The sequence below is a fragment of the Halomonas sp. I5-271120 genome (genome assembly GCF_030553075.1).
Classification (GTDB): Bacteria; Pseudomonadota; Gammaproteobacteria; order Pseudomonadales; family Halomonadaceae; genus Onishia; species Onishia taeanensis_A.
Window position 1 is genome coordinate 584,468 of record NZ_CP130701.1, and the last position, 21,420, is coordinate 605,887.

A 21,420-nucleotide genomic window follows, 5' to 3' on the forward strand; every position below is an offset into this window, starting at 1 on the left:
CCCCCTCAACCCAGCAACACAAGACCTGCGCTTAGCACCAGCAGTCCCGCTAACCCACGATTGATACACTGCATTCGGTGGGGCGACGATACCCAACCGTTCAACTGCCCCCCCGCCAGCGCCCACAGACTGATCGATAACGCGCACAGGCTGCCCCACAGCACGGCGAATACTGTCACCAGCGCCGGATCGCCATCTGCCGCGAAGGCCCCCATTCCCGCAACGGATGCCAACCAGGCCTTGGGGTTTATCCATTGCATAAAAGCGCCAGTGCACGCCCCCGCCGGCTCGGCTACCCGATCCATGTCGAGCTCACCATCGCTACGCGCTAGCCTCCAGGCCAGCCAGATCAGAAAGGCCACCCCGCCCAGGCGCACCAGATGGCGAAGCAACGGCCATTGCTGCCACAGTTCCACCATGCCGATCCCAATCAACCACAGCAGCAGGGTGAAACCAGCGCTGGCCCCCATTACCAGCGGCATAGCACCGCGCCAACCTACGTGAATGGCCGTTGATAGCACCAGCAGATTCACCGGACCAGGAGAAACGGACGCCGCCACAGCGAAGGCAGACATGGACACTAATAAAGATACCGACAAGGACATGGGACGACTCCACGAGACACGATGGCCCCATGTTGGCTAACCACCAGTGCTTCGTATTGAAGGAAATTTCAGCCAGCCGCATCCATCAACCTTCTGCCGTATCTTTTCTGGGTATTCCCTGGCAAGCACCTGCATGACCAAAGCAGCGTCATATCCACCCAGAAGCCCGACCGCCGGGGGTACACCCAAAGTCTAGGTTGATGGCAACCAACGCCGGGGCTAGTGTTTCCTTATCATCCAACTTAAACGATTAAGTTTGCATTTAATCACCGCCAGTCGCCCTGGTTTGCCACCAGGATTCGCCCATTCAGACAACAACAACACGACAAGGAATGCCTGATGATCAAGAAACTGATTCCCGCCATCGCACTGGCCAGCATCGCTGGCACCGCCACCACCCAGGCTCAGGCCGCTGAGCTGACCATTTCCTGCGGTGCCGTCGGCGCCGAACTGGCCCTGTGCGAGGAAGGCGTGAAGGCCTGGGAAGACAAAACCGGCCACACCGTCAACATCGTCTCGACGCCCAACTCTTCTACCGAACGTCTCTCGCTCTATCAGCAGATTCTGTCTGCCCAGTCCAGCGACATCGATGTGATGCAGATCGACGTAGTCTGGCCAGGCCTACTCGCCAACCACCTGCTCGACCTGAAAAAAGTCCTCGGCGAGGACGCCGCCGCCGGCCACTTCGACACCATCGTCGCCAACAACACCATCGACGACCGCCTGGTGGCCATGCCCTGGTTCACCGACGCCGGCGTGCTCTACTACCGCAAGGATCTGCTCGAAAAATACGGCCATGAGGCGCCCGAGACCTGGGAAGAGATGACCGCGATCGCCGAGGAAATCCAGGACGCCGAGCGGGCCGCCGGCAACGAGCGCATGTGGGGCTACGTCTTTCAGGGCCGCGCCTATGAGGGCCTGACCTGTAATGCCCTGGAATGGGTGGCGAGCAACGGCGGCGGCACCATCGTCGATGCCGACGGCGAAATCACCATCGACAATGCCAAGGCCGCCGAAGCGTTGGACCTGGCGGCAAGCTGGATCGGTGACATCTCACCGGAAGGCGCCCTCAACTACACCGAGGAAGAGGCCCGCGGGGTCTTCCAGTCCGGCAATGCGGTCTTCATGCGCAACTGGCCCTATGCCTGGTCGCTTGCACAGAGCGAGGACAGCGACGTGCGCGATCAGGTCGGCGTGGTCAAGCTGCCCCGCGGGGCCGATGGCCAAAACGCCGCGGGGCCGGGCGGCGAAAACCAGAGCGCCGCGACTCTGGGAGGCTGGAACCTGGCGGTCTCCAAGTACACCGAGTCCCCCGAGGTTGCGGCCGAGCTGGTGGCCTTCCTGACAGGCGAGGCCGAGCAGAAGCGCCGCGCCATCCAGGGCGCCTACAACCCGACCATCGCCAGCCTCTATGACGACGAGGAAGTACTGGCGGCCGTGCCCTTCTTCGGCACGCTCTACGACACATTCACCAATGCCGTCGCCCGCCCCTCTGCCCCCACCGGGGACAACTACGGCCGCGTCAGCAACAGCTTCTTCAATGCCGCACACAGCGTGCTGTCTGGTAACCAGACCGGCGCCGAGGCGGTCTCCCAGCTGGATAGCGAGCTGTCGCGCATCAAGCGTCGTCGCTGGTAACCGGAGGTCGTCATGTCCACTCCTGCAACCGAAAGCGCCTCCCGGGTGGGGGCGCGCTCTACCAAGGCGGGCTATCGAGGCACCAAGGTCCGCCGCCAGCGGGTTCGCGCCGCCTGGATGTTCCTGATTCCGATGCTGATCACCCTGGCGCTTGTCGCCGGCTGGCCGCTGGCGCGGACCTTCTACTTCAGCTTCACCGACGCCTCGCTGTCGGATACCGCCGGTGCCGCCTGGATCGGCATCGAGAACTACCTGGTCTTCGATGATGGCCACTGGTACGGCATCCTCACCGACCCGGTATGGTGGCAGTCGGTGTGGAACACCCTGTTCTTCTCGGTGGTATCGGTGTCCCTCGAAGTGGTGTTCGGCATCATCGTCGCCCTGCTGCTCAACGCCGAATTCAAGGGCCGCATGCTGGTGCGTGCCGCGGTGCTGATTCCCTGGGCCATCCCCACCATCGTCTCGGCCAAGATGTGGGCCTGGATGCTCAATGACCAGTTCGGGATCATCAACCACCTGCTGATGGCCATGGGCCTGATCGATGCGCCCCTGGCCTGGACCGCCGATGCAACCCTGTCGATGTGGGCGGTGATCATGGTCGACGTCTGGAAGACCATTCCCTTCGTCGCGCTGCTGGTGCTGGCCGCGCTGCAGATGCTGCCCAAGGATTGCTATGAAGCCGCCGAGGTCGACGGCATCCACCCGGTCAAGGTGTTCTTCCGGGTCACCCTGCCGCTGATCACCCCGGCCCTGCTGGTCGCCGTGATCTTCCGCCTGCTCGACGCCCTGCGCGTGTTCGACGTCATCTATGTGCTGACCTCGAACTCCACCAACACCATGACCATGTCGATCTACGCCCGTCAGCAACTGGTCGAGTTCCAGGACGTGGGCTACGGCAGCGCCGCCTCGACCCTGCTGTTCCTGATCATCGCGCTGGTGACCATCCTCTATCTGTATCTGGGCCGCCGCCAGTTGGGAGTCGACGAATGAACCGTTATCAGCAGATCAAGCTCGCCAAGCAGGTCGGCAAGTGGGCCCTGATCGCCGTGATCATGGTCTACGCCATTTTCCCCTTCTATTACGCCGTGATCACTTCGCTGAAACCCTCGAGCGAGCTGTTCCAGGTCGATTACTGGCTGTCCTCGGTGGACTTTGGCAACTACGCAGAGATCTTCTCCCAGGACAGCTTCATTCAGGCCATCGGCAACTCGATTCTGGTCGCCATCAGCGTGGTGTTCATTGCCCTGCTGCTGGGTGTGACCGCCTCCTATGCCCTGGGGCGGGTGCGCTTTCGCGGCCGCACCACGGTGATGCTGGTGGTCCTCGGCGTGTCGATGTTCCCGCAGGTCGCGGTGCTCTCGGGCCTGTTCGAGGTCATTCGCACCCTGAACCTGTACAACAGCCCCGGCGGCCTGATCCTGAGTTACACCATCTTCACTCTTCCGTTCACCGTCTGGGTGCTGACCACCTTCATGCGTCAGCTGCCGATGGAGCTCGAGGAGGCCGCCATCATGGACGGCGCCACCCCCTGGGTGACCCTCACCAAGGTGTTCCTGCCGCTGATGTGGCCGGCCATGGCGACCACCGGCCTGCTGGCCTTCATCGCCGCCTGGAACGAGTTCCTGTTCGCCCTGACCTTCACCCTGACCGACAGCCAGCGCACCGTGCCGGTCGCCATCGCGCTGATCTCTGGCGGTAGCCAGCATGAGCTGCCCTGGGGGCCGATCATGGCCGCGTCGGTCACCGTCACCGTGCCGCTGGTCATCCTGGTGATGATCTTCCAGCGCCGCATCGTCTCCGGCCTCACCGCCGGCGCCGTCAAAGGATAACGCTCATGTCATCGATGGAATCCAAGATGCAAGAATCAACGTTCTGGTGGCGCGGCGGCGTCATCTATCAGATCTACCCGCGCAGCTTCATGGACAGCAACGGCGATGGTATCGGCGACCTGCCGGGCATCACCGACAAGCTCGACTATGTGGCCTCGCTGAACGTCGATGGTATCTGGCTGTCGCCCTTCTTCACCTCGCCGATGCTCGATTTCGGCTACGACATCAGCGACTACCGCGACGTCGACCCGATGTTCGGCACCCTCGAGGACTTCAAGACGCTGCTCGAGCGTGCCCATGCGCTGGGTCTCAAGGTGATGATCGACCAGGTGATCAGCCACACCTCCGATCAGCACCCCTGGTTCCAGGAGAGCCGCCAGGACCGCACCAATGACAAGGCCGACTGGTTCGTGTGGGCGGACCCCAAGCCCGACGGCACGCCGCCCAACAACTGGCTGTCGATCTTCGGCGGCTCGGCCTGGACCTTCGATTCGCGCCGCCAGCAGTACTACCTGCACAACTTCCTGGAAAGCCAGCCGGACGTGAACTTCCACAACCCGGCGGCGCGCCAGGCCCAGCTCGACAACATGCGCTTCTGGCTCAAGCTCGGTGTCGACGGTTTCCGTCTCGACACCGTCAACTTCTACTTCCATGACCTCGAGCTTCGCGACAATCCGCCGGTACCGGCGGGCGAGGCCAAGACCCTGGGGGCGCCGGCCACCAACCCCTACACCTGGCAGCGCCACGTCTATGACCTGAGCCGCCCGGAGAATCTTGATTTCCTCAAGGACCTGCGCGCCCTGATGGACGAGTTCCCCGGTACTACCACGGTGGGCGAGATCGGCGACGACAACCCGCTTGAGCGCATGGCCGAATACACCGCCGGCGGCGACAAGCTGCACATGGCCTATGGCTTCGATCTGCTCAATGCCCCGCATTCGGCCGGCTATATCCGCGAGGTGATCGAACGCTTCCAGCGCCTGGCCGGCGATGCCTGGCCGTGCTGGGCGCTGTCCAATCATGACGTGATGCGCAGTGCGACCCGCTGGGGCGCCGACGAGGACCCCATCGCCTACCCCAAGGTGGCGCTTTCCATGGTGATGTCGCTACGCGGCAGCGTCTGCCTTTACCAAGGCGAGGAACTGGGACTGCCGGAGGCCGACGTGCCCTTCGAGCGTATCCAGGACCCCTATGGCAAGGTGCTGTGGCCGGAATTCAAGGGTCGCGACGGCTGCCGCACGCCGATGCCCTGGAGCGATGACCTCCAAGGCGGCTTCTCCCCGGTCGAGCCCTGGCTGCCGGTAGAGACTCGCCACCTGCTGCTCTCGGTAGCCCGTCAGCAGGATGACGCCGACTCGGTGCTCAACGCTACCCGCGCGATCTTGGCCTTCCGGCGCGATCATCCGGCGCTGATCGACGGCGAGCTGTCGCTGGTCGAGGTCGGCGAGGATCTGCTCGGCTTCATCCGCGAGGCGGACGAACGGGCAGGCGGCGAACGACTGCTATGCGTCTTCAACCTGACCGGGAAGCCCCAGGAGACCACCCTGCCGGCCTCTCTCGGCGAGCACGCCCGGCTGCTCGACGGCCCCGGCTTCCAGGCGGGCCTTGAGGCATCGCAGCTGACATTGCCGGCCTATCAGGCCGCCTTTATCTCGCTCGATTAACCCCTTTTCATATGCTGGCGCCTGAGGCGCCGGCAGGGAGTCGCAAGATGGCAAGCGTGAACCTCACACAGATCAACAAGATCTTCGGCAGCACCCACATCATCAAGGACCTTGATCTTGAGGTCGGCGATGGTGAGTTCGTGGTCTTCGTCGGCCCCTCGGGCTGTGGCAAGTCGACCCTTTTGCGCCTGATCGCCGGGCTCGAGTCGATCACCGACGGCGACATGCACTTCGCCAACGACCTGGTCAATGACCTGCCGCCCCGGGAGCGCGGCGTGGGCATGGTCTTCCAGTCCTATGCGCTCTATCCGCATATGACGGTATACGAGAATATGGCGTTCGGTCTCAAGCTCGCCAAGACCGACAAGCAGAGCATCGAGCAACGGGTGATGGAAACGGCCCGCATCCTGCAGCTCGAGGAGCTACTGCAGCGCAAGCCCAAGGAACTCTCCGGCGGCCAGCGTCAGCGCGTGGCCATGGGCCGTGCCATGGCCCGCGAGCCGCGCATCCTGCTGTTCGATGAGCCGCTCTCCAACCTGGATGCCTCGCTGCGCGTGCAGATGCGCAACGAGATCGCCCGGCTGCACCATCGGCTGGGTTCGACCATGATCTACGTCACCCACGATCAGGTCGAAGCCATGACGCTGGCCGACAAGATCGTGGTGCTGAGGGACGGTCGCATCGAACAGGTCGGCAGCCCCCAGACGCTCTATCAGCAACCCGCCACCAAGTTCGTTGCCGGCTTCATCGGCTCGCCAACCATGAACTTCCTGCCCGCCGAGCTGGTCTCGGGCGGCGACGAGGGCTGCCGAGTACGCGCCGAGGGACTGGGTGAGCTGGCCCTGCCCCAGGACGCAAGCGCTCAGGCCCAGGGGGCTGCCCTGTCCCTTGGCGTGCGTCCCGAGCATCTGAGCCTCGCCGAGGCCCAGGGCGACAACCGCTTCGAGATCGTCAACGTCGAGTACCTGGGCAATGAGGTCTATGTCTATCTCGAGCCCAAGGCCGGCGAGGCGCTGCTGATTCATCGCAGCGAAGCCCCCAGCCAGTGGCAGGTTGGCCAGCAGGTCGCCCTAGTACCACAGCTCGAACACGTGCACCTGTTCGATTCAAGCGACCGGGCCCTGGGGCTCGCCAAGGCCGCTGCGGCCGCCTGAGACCCCGACATCCCATAGCGCTCCCGCCACCGGCTGACGGTGGCGGGCACTCCTTTCACCGGTCTGTCACCAGCCTGTCACGAGCGGTATCATCGAGCCGAGATCCTATCGTCATGGAACCGCCTGTGAGTGCTGCCCCACCCCGCATCACCCTGAAAGACCTGGCTCGGGAGCTTGGCGTATCAACGGCCAGCGTCTCCAACGCCTTCAACCGCCCCGACCAGTTGTCGCCCAAGCTGCGCGAACGCATTCTCAGCGAGGCACAGCGACTCGGCTACTCAGGCCCCGATGCCAAGGCGCGCAGCCTGCGTACCGGTCGCTCGCGGATCATCGCCGTGGTGCTCGCCGAAACCCTGACCTACAGCCTCAATGACGCCGTGGCAAGCGAGTTGCTGGCCGGCATCGCCGAGGTGCTCGACGTCCACGGTCATACGCTGCTGCTGCTTTCGGGCCGACAGCATGTCTCCCAGGCCCCCGGCTCGGCCAACATCGCCGATGGCTTTATCGTCTATGGCCTGATGCCAAGCCTCAAGGTGCTGAACGACATACCGGCTCAGCGTCCTATGGTGGCGGTCGACTTCAATATCCAGTCGCGTCCCAGCGTGCATGTCGATAACGAACCCGCCAGCTATGCCGTTGCCAGCCATGCTCTGACCGCGCGCCCCAAGCGCCCCGGGATCATCAACCTGCGCCTGACAGAATCGCCCTGCAACGGCAGGGTCACCGCCGAGCACACCTTGCTGGCCGCCGGCCAAACCATCACCCGTTCGCGGCTGGCCGGCTTTCATCGCGCCCTTGAGGAGCAGAGCTTTGACCCGGCCACGGTGCCGATGTGGAACATCGAGGAGAACACCTTTGATGTCTGCGCGCCGGTGATCGGCGAGATTCTCGATCTCCCCGACGACGAACGTCCCGACCTCTTGCTATGCATGTCCGACCGCATCGCCCTGACCGTGCTCACCCTCGCCGAGCGGCGGGGCCTGCGCATTCCCGAAGACCTGCGCCTGACCGGCTTTGACGGCATCGCCGAGGGCCAGAACCGGGATCCGCGGCTGACCACCATCCGCCAGGACAGCCATGAGAAGGGCCGCATCGCCGCACGTATGATCCTGGGGCTGGCGCCTCGGGAAGACTGCATGCTGCACACCGAGCTGATTCTCGGCGACACCTGCCCGTAAAAATGCTGACCTTAATAACGAGACGCTGGAGAGCCCGGCCTTAGAGGGCGTTGCCCTCTCAGTGCCATGACTAGGGCCTTGGCTAGGTTATTGGCTAGTTCTTGGAGATTCTTGGATGGTTCTTGATTAGTTCTGGACACAAGACGCTTCGCACTTCTCGGCTCCCTCAAGCCACCGCGTCACCTCTTGCGAGACTGCCAGGGTTGCACGTTCTTTCCCCTCTTCCCCAATGCCCGACATGCGATCATGGCGACCTGCCGTTACTCGTATTGCAACACCTCTTACAGAAGAGCCTCCCTCTGACAGCACGTCTCTTTCAACAGAGCTCTTTAGGGACGTTCAAAAAGCATTGCTCTGGAAGCCAGGTTCTAGCAACCCGGTCCTAGCATCCCAGCCCTGGAAACCAAGCTCTGGGACTAAAGCTCTAGAAAAGAAGCTCTGTGAGCTGGGTTCTGTCAGCGCCTCGATGATTGGAGTATTCATGTCTGCCCCTCCTGCCTCACCATCTCATCCTCCTCGCCGCCCATGGCTGGCGCGGCTGTCTGCTATCGCGATACTGGCGCTCGCCGTCGCCGTGGCTGGCTACTGGCTGACGCATCGGCCCCAGGCGCCCAAACGCGCGCCAGCCGAACGCCCTGTGCCGCGCGTCGAGGTGATGACGGTCGGGCACCAGGCCGAGGCACCGGTGCTGAACGCCCATGGCCGCGTGCTGGCCGCCCGGGAAACGACCCTGTCGACCTCGATCAACGGCCGCCTGGAGGCCTTCGCTCCGCAGGTCGAACCGGGCCGCCGGGTCGCCAAGGGGCAGTGGCTGGCAAGGCTCGAGCGCACCGACTACGAACTGGCCCTGCGCGAGGCAGAGGCGTCGCTTGCCAGCGCCGAATCGGATCTTGCCTCCGAGCAGGGCGAGCAGATCCGCGCCGCCGCCGAGTACAGGACCTTTGGCCGCGACCTTCCCCCGGCCAGGCGAGCCTTGGTGCTGCGCGAGCCCCAGCTCAAGGCGGCCAAGGCCGCTGTGGAAACCGCTCGCGCCCAGCGCGACCGCGCTCAGACCGACCTGGCACGCACTGAGGTTACCGCCCCTTTCGATGCCGTGATTCAGGAGAAGCTGGTCGGCGAAGGGGCCGGGCTTGGCGCCTATGCCGACATCCTCAGCCTGGTCGGCATCGAGCGCTTCTGGGTGCGCCTCAACCTGCCTCAGGAGGCGCTGACCTGGCTTGACACTCACACTGCCGACGGCCACGGCAGCCGCGTGGAGCTCGACAGCCCCGCCTGGCCCGACGGCCAGATCCGTGAGGGCGAAGTGTGGAGTGTGCTGCCGAGCCTCGAGGAAAGCGGCCTGATGACCCAAGTGATGGTGGCGGTGGATGATCCGTTGGCACTCGAACATGAAGGCGCCCCGGCGCTGCGCCTGGGTGACCTGCTGGAAGCACGGCTGTATCCCGCGCAGACCCGCCAACTGATCCGCATACCGGTCTCGGCGCTGCGCGGCAACCGCAGGGTCTGGCTGCTCGATGAAAACAACCACCTGAGAATGCGTGATGTCGAACTCGCCCATCGAGGCGACGAAGTCGCGCTGATCGAGTCGGGCCTGAACGACGGCGAGCGTGTGATACTGGGCAACCTGGCCAATGCTGAGGCCGGCATGGCGTTGAAGGCCCGTGACAGCGAGATGGCCGAATCCACAGACAGCCCCTCCGGCGACGCAGCAGCAACACCCCACCAGGAGGGCAACGCATGAGCCAGCCCCCTGATCACCGTCGCATCCGCGGCCCTATCGCCTGGATGCGTGATCACGGCGTAGCCGCCAATCTGCTGATGCTGTGTCTGATCCTCGGCGGCCTGTGGAGCTCGACCCTGATCACCAAGGAGGTCTTCCCACGCTTCACGCTGGAAAACGTCAATGTATCGGTGAGCTACCCGGGCGCGACGCCCGAAGAAGTCGAGCAGAGCCTGCTGCTGGCCATGGAATCGGCCGTGCAGGATGTCGAGGGCACCGACAAGATCACCGCCACCGCCCGAGAAGGCAGCGGCTCGCTGTCGATCGAGCTGCAGGACGGCATCGAGACGATGCGCGCCTATCAGGATATCCAGCAGGCCATCGATGGCCTGACCACCCTGCCCGACGCGGCCGAGGCGCCACGCTATTCGCTCAGCGGTCATTCCCGCTCGGTCATCGAACTGATGCTGCACGGCGACACCGATGCCTTGACACTGCGTGACGTGGGCGAACGGCTGCGCAGCGAACTGCTGTCGGGCGACGGCATCACCAAGGTCGAGCTATCCGGCATTCGGGACCGACAGGTGCAGGTGACCCTCGACCAGACGGCGCTGCGCCGCTACGGCCTCGACCATGGCGACCTGGCAACCCGCATCGGCAACGAGGCCCTGAACCTCGCCGGCGGCAGCCTCGACACCCGGGACGGCGAATACATGGTGCGCTACGAGGCACGCCGCGAGGGCGCCGCGGACTTCGCTCGGCTGCCGGTACTGTCGACCCAGGATGGCAGCGTGATCCGCCTCGGCGATATCGCCACCATCAAGGATGGCTTCGCCGACAGCGACAGCGACAGCGAAGTACTCTACGACGGCCAACCCGCTATCGGTCTGGATATCTATCAGGTCGGCGACCAGACCCCGACCGAACTCTCGGCCGTGACCCGGGAGCTGCTGCCGGCCCTGCGCGCAAGCCTGCCCGAGGGACTCTCGCTGAGCGTCGCCGACGATGACTCGGAGATTTATCAGGACCGCCTGGAACTGCTGCTCAAGAACGCCTGGCTGGGGCTGGCGCTGGTGCTGGTGCTGCTCGGGCTCTTCCTCGAGGCGCGTCTGGCATTCTGGGTCACCCTGGGCATTCCCACCGCCTTTTTGGGCTCTCTGCTGTTTCTGCCGCTGATGGATGTCTCGATCAACATGATCTCGATGTTCGCGTTCATCATCGCGCTAGGCATCGTGGTCGACGACGCCATCATCGTCGGGGAAAACATCCACGCCCACCGGGAGCGCGGCGCTAGCCCCCGGGAGGCGGCGATCCTCGGTGCCCGTGAGATCGCCGTGCCGCTGGCCTTCGCGATTCTCTCCAACATCGTCGCCTTCCTGCCGCTGCTGTTTCTGCCCGGCTTCCTCGGCCTGATCTTCGGCATCATTCCGATGGTAGTGATCTGCATCTTCGCCCTGAGCTGGATCGAAGCGGTGTTCATTCTGCCCGCCCACCTGAGCCATGCGAGTCGCGCGCCAAACCGCCTGCTAGCACCGCTGGACCGACTGCGTCGACGGGTACAGGGCGGCCTCGACCGCTTTACTCAAGGGCCCTTCCGCTCACTGCTGGAACGAAGCCTCGACTACCGCGGCCTGACCGTGGCGCTGGCCATGGCAATGCTGGTCCTGGCGCTCGGTTGGCTGGGCAGTGGCCGACTCGGCTTTACCCTCATGCCGCGGGTAGAATCCCACCAGGCCGGCGTCACCGCCAACCTACCGGCGGGCAGCCCGATCGCCGACGACCGGGCGCTGCGCAACCAGCTGCTGGCCGCCCTCAAACGGGTGGAACAGCGCGACGATGGCCCGGTACTGGCTGCCAGCAGCGCCACCATCGATGCCGATAGCCTCAGCGTAGTGGCCTTCCTCGATACCGAGGCCGACGACAACTGGTCTACCGGCCAACTCAGCCGCGCCTGGCGTGAGGAGGTCGGCCACCCGACCGGCGCCGACACCCTGCTGTTCGAATCCGACGTGGGCGGCCCCGGCAGTGGCGCCGGCCTGACGATACGTCTTTCTGCCGCTGACAGCGCCTCGCTGGAAAAGGCCGCCAAGCGTGTTGCAGAGCGGCTCGCCGACTACCAGCCGCTCTCCGACATCGACAGCGGCCTTGAGAACGGCAAGCGTGAGCTGCGCCTGTCGTTGACCGCCACCGGCCGTGCCCTGGGGCTCGATGGTAGCGACCTGGCGGGCCAGCTGCGCGGCCCCCTGCAAGGCGCTACCGCCCTCAAGCAACAGCAGGGCCGCAATGAGGTCGAGGTCAAGGTATTGCTGCCCGAGAGCGACCGAACCAGCCTCGCCCAGCTCGAGGGGCTCAGCGTGCTGACGCCGGACGGCGTCGAGGTCCCCCTGTCGCGGGTCGCCCACATCATCACCGACACCGCCGCGTCGACCATTACCCGCATCAATGGGCGGCGGGTCATCGACGTCACCGCCAACGCCACTCCGCCGACGGCGGTCAATCAAGTGATCACAAGCCTCAAAGAGGAGGTCTTTCCCCAATTACGCGCCGACATACCCGGACTTAACATTGGCTTTGGCGGTCGACAGCAGGAGACCAGCGACAACTTGAAAAGCCTCCAGACGTCGTTGCTGTTCACCCTCGCCGCGCTCTATCTGCTGCTGGCGATTCCCTTTCGCAGCTACCTGCAGCCGCTGCTGGTAATGGCGGCGATTCCCTTCGGCCTGATAGGCGCGGTGATCGGTCACCTGCTGATGGGCTATGGGTTGTCGGTGATCAGCCTGCTCGGCATGCTGGCGCTATCGGGGATCGTCATCAACGACGCCCTGGTGCTGATCGACACCGCCAACCGGCACCGCCGGGCCGGGCAAGATCCGCGCAGTGCGGTGACCGCGGCCGCCCTGCGCCGGCTGCGCCCGATCCTGCTGACGACGCTCACCACCTTCTTCGGTCTGGCGCCGATGATCTTCGAGACTTCCCGTCAGGCGCGCTTCATGATCCCGATGGCGATCTCGATCGGCTTCGGGATCCTGTTCGCTACCCTGATCCTGCTGGTGCTGGTTCCCTCGCTGTACCTGCTGATCGAGGATGCCCGCCGAACCCTGGGCATGCCTCGGCGCACTGAAGCAGACGAGCGCGATACGGACGACCACAGCGCGCAGTCTCCTGATGGAGAAACCCCATACCTGGAGTCGCCATGACTGATGACGCTCTGCCTGCAAAACGCCGCCTGGCGCGCCCGGCTCTCTCGGTGCTGGGCCTCAAGCTGTTCGCGATTATCCTGATCGTCAACGTGGCGATTTCCGGGCTGGTCTTCGTCGGCGTGTCGCGAAGCATCAATAACGGCTTCATCGACTATCTAGAGACCACTCAGGCTGAGCTGGTGAATAACCTCGCCAACGCCCTCGGCGAAGAGTGGGGACGCAATGGCAACTGGCAGTGGCTGCGCACCGATCCGCGAGGCTGGCGAGAACTGGTTCGCCGTCAGCTGTGGCCGGATGGCCGACCACCTCAGATCGGCATCAAGCGCGATCTGGCCCGGGACCGGGACTTCGTGCTGCATGACGAGAACGGGCTGCCGGTGATCGGCCTGCCTCCTCGCCGTGACAGACTGCCGGCGAGGCTTGAGTGGGTGCCGATCCGCTATGAGGGTCGCCAAGTCGGCACCCTGGGCTATGTGCCGCCAGACCAACTGATGGAACACTTGGACGAGCTCTTCCTCGATCAGCAGCAGCGCAACCTGGGGATCATCGTCGCCTCACTGGTGTTGGCCTCCCTGCTCCTGGCAGGCGGCTTGTCCTGGTGGCTCGGTCGACGCACCCAGAGCATGGCGCTGGCCACCCGCCGCCTCACCCAGGGCGACTATGGCGCTCGCCTCACCGAACGCGGTCGCGATGAGCTATCGCGCCTCTCCCAGGACTTCAACGTGCTGGCCGCGACCCTCGAAGCCAACCGCGAGTCGCGACAGCGCTGGGTGACGGATATCGCCCACGAGCTACGCACCCCGCTTGCGGTGCTGCGCGGCGAGATCGAGGCCATGCAGGACGGCATCCGCCCGCTGGACCAGGACAATCTGGACTCGCTATCCCAGGAAGTCGGCCAGCTCGAACGCCTGGTCGGCGACCTGCGCTTACTCGCCCAAAGCGATGCCGGGGCCCTGGAGGTCTCGCTGGCCCCTCTGGACCTGGCCGACAGCCTCAGGGGGCGCCTGGACGATGCCAAGGGCTGGATCGCCGAGCACGACATCACCCTTGCAAGCGACATCCACCCCCCCATGATGATTCGCGGCGATGCCCAGCGGCTGCGCCAGCTGTGGAGCAACCTGATCGATAACACCCTGGCCTACACCACGGCGCCGGGACAGCTTCGGGTCACACTAGAGAGGCAAGGCCAGATGGCACGTCTGACCTGGGAAGACAGCGCACCCGGCGTGCCGGAGGCGGAACTTGAGCGGCTTACCCAGCGGCTCTATCGCGTTGAAGGGTCCCGCAGCCGCAAGAGCGGCGGCTCGGGACTCGGACTCTCGATCGCCGCGGCGCTGGTCAGCGCCCACGGTGGGACCCTGCATGCCACGCCTTCCCCCCTTGGCGGGCTATGCTGGACCATCGACTTTCCCCTGATGCCTGACGCCTAATGCCTGAAAACTGATACCTGAATACTGATACTTGAAAACCAGGCCCCACTGAACCCACGGAATCCCCGGAGACATTGGCATGACTGAGGCTTCCCCCAGCCGCATCCTGATCGTCGAAGACGAACCCAAGATCGCCCGCCTGATCGGCGACTACCTTACCGGCAGCGGCTACATGCCACACCACCTGGACCATGGCGATGAGGTCATGCCCTGGCTCAACGATCAGCAGCCCGACCTGGTACTGCTCGACCTGATGCTGCCCGGCACCGACGGCCTGGTGCTGTGCCGCCAGATCCGCGATCGCTGGCCGCAGCTGCCGGTGATCATGCTGACCGCCCGCGTCGAGGAGGTCGACCGCCTGCTGGGCCTCGAGCTCGGCGCCGACGACTACATCTGCAAGCCCTTCAGCCCTCGCGAAGTGGTCGCCCGCATCAAGGCGGTGCTGCGGCGCAGCCAGGCCCTGCCGCAGGACAGACCCGGCGCCCCCGGAACTCAAGGTGCACTGGTGCTCAACGAGGATGGCTGGCAGGCGCTGGCCGACGGCCAGGACCTAGCCCTGACCGCCGTCGAATACAAGCTCCTCAAGGTGATGATGGATGCCCAGGGGCGCATCTTCTCCCGCGACCAGCTGATGGATCACATGTATCGCGACCATCGCATCGTGTCCGAGCGCACCGTGGATTCCCACATCAAGAAGCTCAGGAAGAAGATTGCCGGTGTCTGGCCCGAGCGTGAGGTGATCCGCTCGATCTATGGCGTGGGTTACAAGTACGAGCCCGAGCCCTTGGACTGAAACTACGCTCCACACCTAAGCGCTGAAACCAGCAACTGACGTACAGCAGCCAGGACCGGCGCACCATCATGCTGATTTGCGTCTTGATCGCTGCACAATGGCGCCACAATGCCGGCGGATACTCTTCTTATCCGCGGTCGATCGTCGGCCCGGAACGCCAAGCATCAAGACGGGAGTGTCCGCATGAACCCTTTCAAACGCCACCTGCTCGCTATCAGCCTGGTCTCAAGCCTCGCCCTGCCGCTGACCGCCATCGCCGGCATGCCATCGAATACGCCCAAAGAGATGGGCCCGCATCAGGGGCCGCGCCTGGAAATGATGGCAGAGCTCGACCTGACCGATGAGCAGCGCAATGCCCTGCAGGAGACACGTCAAACCTTCCGGCAAGAGCACCAGGCACTGCGCGAGCAAGAACGCACCGCCATTGACGACATCCTCACCGAGGAGCAGCGCGCCAGCCTGTCGGCAACCCTTGAGCGGCATCAAGGTGCAGCGCGCCATGATCAGCGCCAGGCGCGTCAGCAAGTAAGGCTTGATGCACTGCTCGACAGCTGGTCACTAAGCGATGAAGATCGCGCTACGCTGAACGACGCACGCCAGGCCTTGATGGACAAGATGCGTGCCCTGCACGATGCGACATACGACAGCCGCGAGGAAAAGCGTGCCGCCATCGAGGCCCTGCGCCAGGAACATCAAGCGGCGCTGGCCGACGTACTCAACGAAGCACAGCGTCACGCTCTGGTCGTATTCATGATGCCCCACCACGACAAGCTCTCGCGCGACCACCTTGGTGGCGAAGGAGGTGAGCATCGTCATGAGCGGCATGGTGAACACAAAGGCAGCTACCAGGGAGAACCCCAGCAGTCCGCCGAGGCCAACGGCAACGGCTGATCCTCGCTAGCAGTCGACAGGTGCAATCCGGCCCGATGCCGTCACGCTCGACGTTTGGATGCTGGTATTGATGCCCGGCCCCTTGCCGGGCATCGCACATCTGACCAACTCACCTCAGAACCAACCTCAGAACCAACCTCAGAGCCAGGCCGCGACTTCGAAATGTCTTTCCCGCGCCTGGCCCAGCCCCACCCTCACGTTTCAGCCCACCTCCTGCCCCTTCCTGGATCCCAGCACTGCACGGCCCCCCAGTCCCGCCGACACCGTGTCTGTGGCCACATGGCGCCTTGCTCTTATCACGCCAGCACCACGCAAGGATCAGGCGCCATTTCCCAAGCCAATCGCCGTCAACGGTTGAAGGTTAATTCAGAAGCCTGTATTTTATTTGAACGGTCAATCAATAAAAAGCCGTCATGGCATGTCACCATCACCATGGCGAAAACAGCTCAGAACGCGCCCCGCCTCATCCGCGGTGTGCGATGCGTCACGTTTATCGTTATTTTATTGATTGGTCGTTCAATCAAAATAAATGAAGCACCTTCTTCAACGACACAAGGGAGTCTGCCCACTATGGCGCAAGACATGAAAGCCACCGAACGACGAGATCGCCTCAACCCCGTCGTCTTTATGGGGTCAGCAGCCGGCATCCTGCTGTTCCTGATCTTCACCATGACCTTCACCGAAAAGGCCGGCGCCATCTTTAACGCGGGCCTGGCATGGATCAACGATACCTTCGGCTGGTATTACATGCTGGCCGCCGTGGCCTATCTGGTCTTCGTGGTAGTGATCGGCTTTTCACGGGCCGGCTCGATCCGCCTGGGCCCTGACCACTCGCGCCCGGAATTTTCGCTGGTCTCCTGGGCATCCATGCTGTTCGCCGCGGGCATCGGCATCGATCTGCTGTTCTTCTGCGTAGCCGAGCCGCTGTCGCACTATCTCACGCCGCCCGACCTGGCGCCCGAGAGTGCCGCTGCATTACGTCAAGCCGTTCCCCAGACTTTCTTCCACTGGGGCCTGACCGGCTGGGGCATGTATGTGCTGATGGGCATGGCACTGGCCTACTTCAGCTATCGCCATCGCCTACCGCTGGCCATCCGCAGCGCGCTTTATCCGCTGCTCGGCAACCGCATCAATGGTCCGATCGGTAACGCGGTCGACATCACCGCCGTGATTTCCACGGTATTCGGTATCGCCACCAGCCTCGGCATCGGCGTCATCCAGCTCAACTACGGCCTGACCTTCCTGTTCGACGTGCCGGAGAGCCTGACCACCCAGATCATTCTGATCGTGCTGGTCGTGATCCTCGCTACCATCTCCGTGGTAACCGGCGTCGAGAAGGGTATCCGTCGCCTGTCCGAGTTCAACATGCTGTTGGCCACTGCGCTGCTGCTGTTCGTGCTCTTCCAGGGCCAGACCCTGCACCTGCTCGACGCGCTGGTGCTGAATGCCGGTGACTACCTGAGTGGCTTCCTTGCCAAGAGCTTCGACACCTACGCCTTTGCCGGCGAAGATGCCCAGCAGTGGATGGGCTGGTGGACGATCTTCTTCTGGGGCTGGTGGATCGCCTGGACGCCGTTCGTCGGCCTGTTCCTGGCACGCATCTCCCGTGGTCGTACTATCCGTGAATTCGTCACCGGTGCCCTACTGATCCCGCTCGGCTTCATGATGGCCTGGATGTCGATCTTCGGTAACAGCGGTATCGATATGGTCGCCAACCAGGGGCTGGTGGAACTCGGTCAACAGGCCCTGAACAGCCCGCAGACCACCATCTATACCTTCCTCGAGCAGTATCCGTACATCGGCATCACCGCCTCGGTGGTCACCGTGCTGGGCGTGGTGTTCTTCGTCACCTCCGCCGACTCCGGCGCTCTGGTGCTGGCGAACTTCACCACCATCCTGTCGGACGTGAACCACGATGCGCCGATCCGCCTGCGTATCTTCTGGTCCGCGGTCATCGGCCTGATCACCATCGCCCTGCTGATGGCCGGCGGTCTCGATGCACTGCAGAGTGCCGTGGTGATCACCGCCCTGCCCTTCTCACTGGTGATCTTCGCCATCATGGCCGGCCTGACCCGTGCCCTGCGTCTGGAGACCCACAAGGCCGACGCCCGCCAGCAGGTTGGCAGTGGCGCCGTTCAGGGCGACTGGCGCGAGCGCCTCGACCGGGCACTGGACACCTCGAACCGGGCTGGTACCGCGGCAACCATTGAGCACGCCATTCGTCCGGCGCTGACTCAGCTCGCCGAAGAGCTCAAGAGCCGTGGCCAGGCCGCTTACGTCAGCGAGACTCAGATCGATGGCGAACCGCTGCCGCGTGTGACCCTGCAGGTCGACCTCGAAGAAGCGCCGAGCTTCGTCTACGAGGTTCGCTCCCAGCGCCTGCGCACGCCGAGCTTCCTCCAGGTGGACGACGACTACTACCTGCGCCTGGACGTCTATCTGGCCGAAGGTGCCCTGGGACAGGATCTCAACGGCTGCACCCGCAATCAGGTAGTGCATGACGTGCTCGCCGAGTACGAGCGCCACCTGCAGTTCCTGAGCACGGCCGGAGAAGCCGGTGCTGTGCCGGCCATGCCGGGCTCGATCGGCGACATGGAGACCATGCCCAGCGCCAATTAAGGCGCCCGCGCAAGCACGGCATGATCCTCCGGGGCCCTGAGTCATGAACCTCGAGCCCCAGAACGCCAAACGGCGACTCTACGGAGTCGCCGTTTTTTTGGTTAGCGCTGCGCGGCTGAACTAGCCACCACAGGCGGATCACTCGCTCCAGCGACCCTCAGGAATCTGGCAGACCCCGTTGCTCGCGCTGCTCGGCCGTCAGCAGGTCCTGCAGGGCATTGTGCAACCGCAGCCGCTCCTCAAGCATGGCCCCGTGCAGCTCGGCCAGCCGCTGGTTCAGGGTCCGGGCCTGGTCGGGATCAGGGCGAGGATCCTGCAGCAGTAAACTCAGGTCCAGACGCAATTCGGCCATTTCCTCCATGCGCGCGAACTGGGCGCTGCGATGCGCGCGCAGCAGCTCGCGAACCTGTTTCACCTGCTCGGCGCTCAAACCATCGAAGAAGATGCCCCCCGGCATGCCAGACATCATACCGGGACCCATACCAAGCCCCGGCCCCATGTCATCCATCATGTCGCCATGCCGGCCGCCATAGTAACCGCCGTCTTGGTCACCTTGACGACCGCCCATCATGCCGGGCCCCATGCCATGACCTTCGCCATGACCTTCGCCATGACCTTGGCGATACCCTTGGCCATAACCTCCGCCCATCATGCCGTGGTGCACGCTCTCTGTCCCATCATCTCGCACACCCTCTCCCCCGCCATGACCAAACGCACTGCCCACGCCCAGCGCCACTACAAGTACTGGTGCTGATGCAAGTGCCAGCAGGCAGGGCGTCCAGCGGCGCCGCTCTTGTCGTTTCATGATCGCCTCTCCTGCGGGCCCAAGACGTGGCCCGGCTGTCACCGCTCGAATGGGCCCCATGATGCGCCCGCTACTACAAGGATAGCCGCGCTGCCTAACGCAGCCATGACGTGCATCAAGGCTTGGCCTGAGAAGGAGGCGTAGGTGGCCTGACGACCCTGACTGTCTGTAGCAGCACTTGCCAGACATATGGTTCAGCCACAGAAAAAGGGGCGCGACCGATGTCGCGCCCCTTTCTCTTTAGCTGCACCTGTGCGCCAAGATCGGCAACGAGGGCAGCCGGGCCTCCTGGCCCGGCGCATGGCCTCAGAAGAAGCCCAGCGGGTTGATATCGTAGCTGACCAGCAGGTTCTTGGTCTGCTGATAGTGCTCGAGCGCCATCTTGTGAGTCTCACGGCCGACACCGGACTTCTTGTAGCCACCGAAGGCGGCATGGGCCGGGTACTGGTGATAGCAGTTGGTCCACACCCGCCCGGCCTGGATCCCGCGGCCCATGCGGAAGGCCACATTCATGTCGCGGCTCCAGACCCCGGCGCCAAGGCCAAACTCGGTATCGTTGGCAATCGCCAGCGCTTCCTCCTCGTCCTTGAAAGTGGTCACCGCCACCACCGGACCGAAGATTTCCTCCTGGAAGACCCGCATCTTGTTGTGGCCCTTGAGCAGGGTCGGCTGGATATAGAAGCCCTTGTCGAACGCCGCCTCGACACGTTCCACATGACCGCCGGTCAGGAACTCGGCGCCTTCTTCGCGGGCGACCTCCATATAGGACATGATCTTGTCGAACTGCTCCTTGGAGGCCTGAGCGCCCACCTGCACCTCGGTATCCAGCGGGTTGCCGCGCTTGATCGACTGGGTGCGCTCCATGACCCGCGCCATGAAGTCGTCGTACATGCTCTCCTGGATCAGCGCCCGCGACGGGCAGGTGCAGACCTCGCCCTGATTGAAGAAGGCCAGCACCAGGCCTTCCACCGCTTTGTCGATAAAGGCGGGTTCGGCATTCATGATGTCGGCGAAGTAGATGTTCGGCGACTTGCCGCCGAGCTCAACGGTGGAGGGAATGATGTTCTCGGCGGCGCACTTTAGGATATGCGAGCCAACCGGAGTGGAGCCTGTGAAGGCGATCTTGGCGATGCGCTTGCTGCTGGCCAGCGCCTGACCGGCCTCGGCGCCGTAGCCGTTGACGACATTGACCACGCCTGGCGGCAACAGGTCGTGGATCAACTCCATCACCTTGAGGATCGAGGCCGGCGTCTGTTCGGCCGGTTTGAGCACCACGCAATTACCGGCGGCCAGCGCCGGAGCCAGCTTCCAGGTGGCCATCAGGATCGGGAAGTTCCAGGGAATGATCTGCCCCACCACCCCCAGCGGCTCGTGGAAATGGTAGGAAACGGTGTTGTTGTCGATATCCGCAGCGGTGCCTTCCTGGGCGCGGATGCAGCCAGCGAAGTAGCGGAAGTGATCCACCGCCAGCGGCAAATCGGCGTTGAGGGTCTCGCGCACCGCCTTGCCGTTGTCCCAGGTCTCGGCCACGGCCAGAGCCTCTAGATTCTGCTCGATGCGATCAGCGATCTTCAGAAGAATGTTGCTTCGCTCGGCCGCCGAGCTACGCCCCCAGGCCGGGGCCGCACGGTGAGCGGCATCCAGCGCCAGATCGATGTCCTCGGCCGTGGAGCGCGGGATCTGGCAGAACACCTCGCCATTCACCGGGCTAACATTATCGAAATACTGCCCCTTGATAGGGGCAACGAACTCGCCGTCGATGAAGTTGCCGTAGCGCTCGGCAAACGATACCAGCGCATCGGCGCTACCGGGGTTGGCATAGATCATGGCGTGACTCCTGAATTGACTATTATCGTTATGGACGAATCATCGTTATGGACGGATCGTGAATACC

The 21,420-nt window shown here is 63.7% G+C and carries 15 protein-coding genes; 12 read left to right on the forward strand and 3 right to left on the reverse strand.

Going from position 1 to position 21,420, the window contains the following annotated elements; all coding sequences use genetic code 11:
• Positions 1-5 precede the first annotated feature (5 nt).
• Positions 6-605, reverse strand: a complete 600-nt coding sequence (locus tag Q2K57_RS02575; protein ID WP_112054242.1) for a LysE family translocator — start codon at positions 603-605, stop codon at positions 6-8.
• Between the two features lie 342 nt (positions 606-947).
• Here Q2K57_RS02575 and Q2K57_RS02580 point away from each other — a divergent pair, with 342 nt between their 5' ends.
• The 12 genes from Q2K57_RS02580 (at position 948) to betT (ending at position 18,721) form a co-directional block, all read left to right on the forward strand.
• Positions 948-2,243 carry an ABC transporter substrate-binding protein gene (locus Q2K57_RS02580; protein WP_112054391.1) on the forward strand — a complete coding sequence of 432 codons (1,296 nt, stop codon included), beginning with the start codon at positions 948-950 and terminating at the stop codon, positions 2,241-2,243.
• Between the two features lie 12 nt (positions 2,244-2,255).
• Positions 2,256-3,233, forward strand: a complete 978-nt coding sequence (locus Q2K57_RS02585) for a carbohydrate ABC transporter permease (protein ID WP_112054241.1) — start codon at positions 2,256-2,258, stop codon at positions 3,231-3,233.
• Complete coding sequence (locus tag Q2K57_RS02590; protein ID WP_112054240.1) at positions 3,230-4,072, forward strand: carbohydrate ABC transporter permease; 843 nt, start codon at positions 3,230-3,232, stop codon at positions 4,070-4,072. Before Q2K57_RS02585 ends, Q2K57_RS02590 begins: the two co-directional genes overlap by 4 nt.
• A gap of 26 nt (positions 4,073-4,098) precedes the next feature.
• The gene (locus Q2K57_RS02595) at positions 4,099-5,736 is read left to right on the forward strand and encodes an alpha-glucosidase family protein (RefSeq protein WP_112054390.1); all 1,638 of its coding nucleotides are present in this window, start codon (positions 4,099-4,101) and stop codon (positions 5,734-5,736) included.
• Positions 5,737-5,783: 47 nt separating this feature from the next.
• A complete protein-coding gene (locus Q2K57_RS02600) occupies positions 5,784-6,890 on the forward strand; it encodes an ABC transporter ATP-binding protein (RefSeq protein WP_304526049.1) in 1,107 nt (368 codons plus the stop codon).
• Between the two features lie 125 nt (positions 6,891-7,015).
• The gene (locus Q2K57_RS02605; protein WP_304526050.1) at positions 7,016-8,068 is read left to right on the forward strand and encodes a LacI family DNA-binding transcriptional regulator; all 1,053 of its coding nucleotides are present in this window, start codon (positions 7,016-7,018) and stop codon (positions 8,066-8,068) included.
• A gap of 481 nt (positions 8,069-8,549) precedes the next feature.
• Positions 8,550-9,809 (forward strand): efflux RND transporter periplasmic adaptor subunit, encoded by a 1,260-nt coding sequence (locus Q2K57_RS02610; protein ID WP_304526051.1) that lies wholly within the window; start codon positions 8,550-8,552, stop codon positions 9,807-9,809.
• Positions 9,806-12,985 carry an efflux RND transporter permease subunit gene (locus tag Q2K57_RS02615; protein WP_304526052.1) on the forward strand — a complete coding sequence of 1,060 codons (3,180 nt, stop codon included), beginning with the start codon at positions 9,806-9,808 and terminating at the stop codon, positions 12,983-12,985. Before Q2K57_RS02610 ends, Q2K57_RS02615 begins: the two co-directional genes overlap by 4 nt.
• Positions 12,982-14,418 (forward strand): ATP-binding protein, encoded by a 1,437-nt coding sequence (locus Q2K57_RS02620; RefSeq protein WP_304526053.1) that lies wholly within the window; start codon positions 12,982-12,984, stop codon positions 14,416-14,418. The genes Q2K57_RS02615 and Q2K57_RS02620 overlap by 4 nt, the downstream gene beginning before the upstream one ends.
• 79 nt (positions 14,419-14,497) lie before the next feature.
• Positions 14,498-15,211, forward strand: a complete 714-nt coding sequence (locus tag Q2K57_RS02625; protein ID WP_112054235.1) for a response regulator — start codon at positions 14,498-14,500, stop codon at positions 15,209-15,211.
• A gap of 183 nt (positions 15,212-15,394) precedes the next feature.
• Positions 15,395-16,102: a Spy/CpxP family protein refolding chaperone gene (locus Q2K57_RS02630; RefSeq protein WP_304526054.1), complete on the forward strand. Its 708-nt coding sequence runs from the start codon at positions 15,395-15,397 to the stop codon at positions 16,100-16,102.
• Between the two features lie 582 nt (positions 16,103-16,684).
• Positions 16,685-18,721: a choline BCCT transporter BetT gene (betT, locus tag Q2K57_RS02635; protein ID WP_181463043.1), complete on the forward strand. Its 2,037-nt coding sequence runs from the start codon at positions 16,685-16,687 to the stop codon at positions 18,719-18,721.
• Between the two features lie 157 nt (positions 18,722-18,878).
• On the opposite strand, the gene Q2K57_RS02640 is transcribed toward betT, so the two are convergent.
• A complete protein-coding gene (locus Q2K57_RS02640) occupies positions 18,879-19,526 on the reverse strand; it encodes a periplasmic heavy metal sensor (RefSeq protein ID WP_304526055.1) in 648 nt (215 codons plus the stop codon).
• Positions 19,527-19,832: 306 nt separating this feature from the next.
• Positions 19,833-21,353: an aldehyde dehydrogenase family protein gene (locus Q2K57_RS02645; protein ID WP_304526056.1), complete on the reverse strand. Its 1,521-nt coding sequence runs from the start codon at positions 21,351-21,353 to the stop codon at positions 19,833-19,835.
• Positions 21,354-21,420 lie beyond the last annotated feature (67 nt).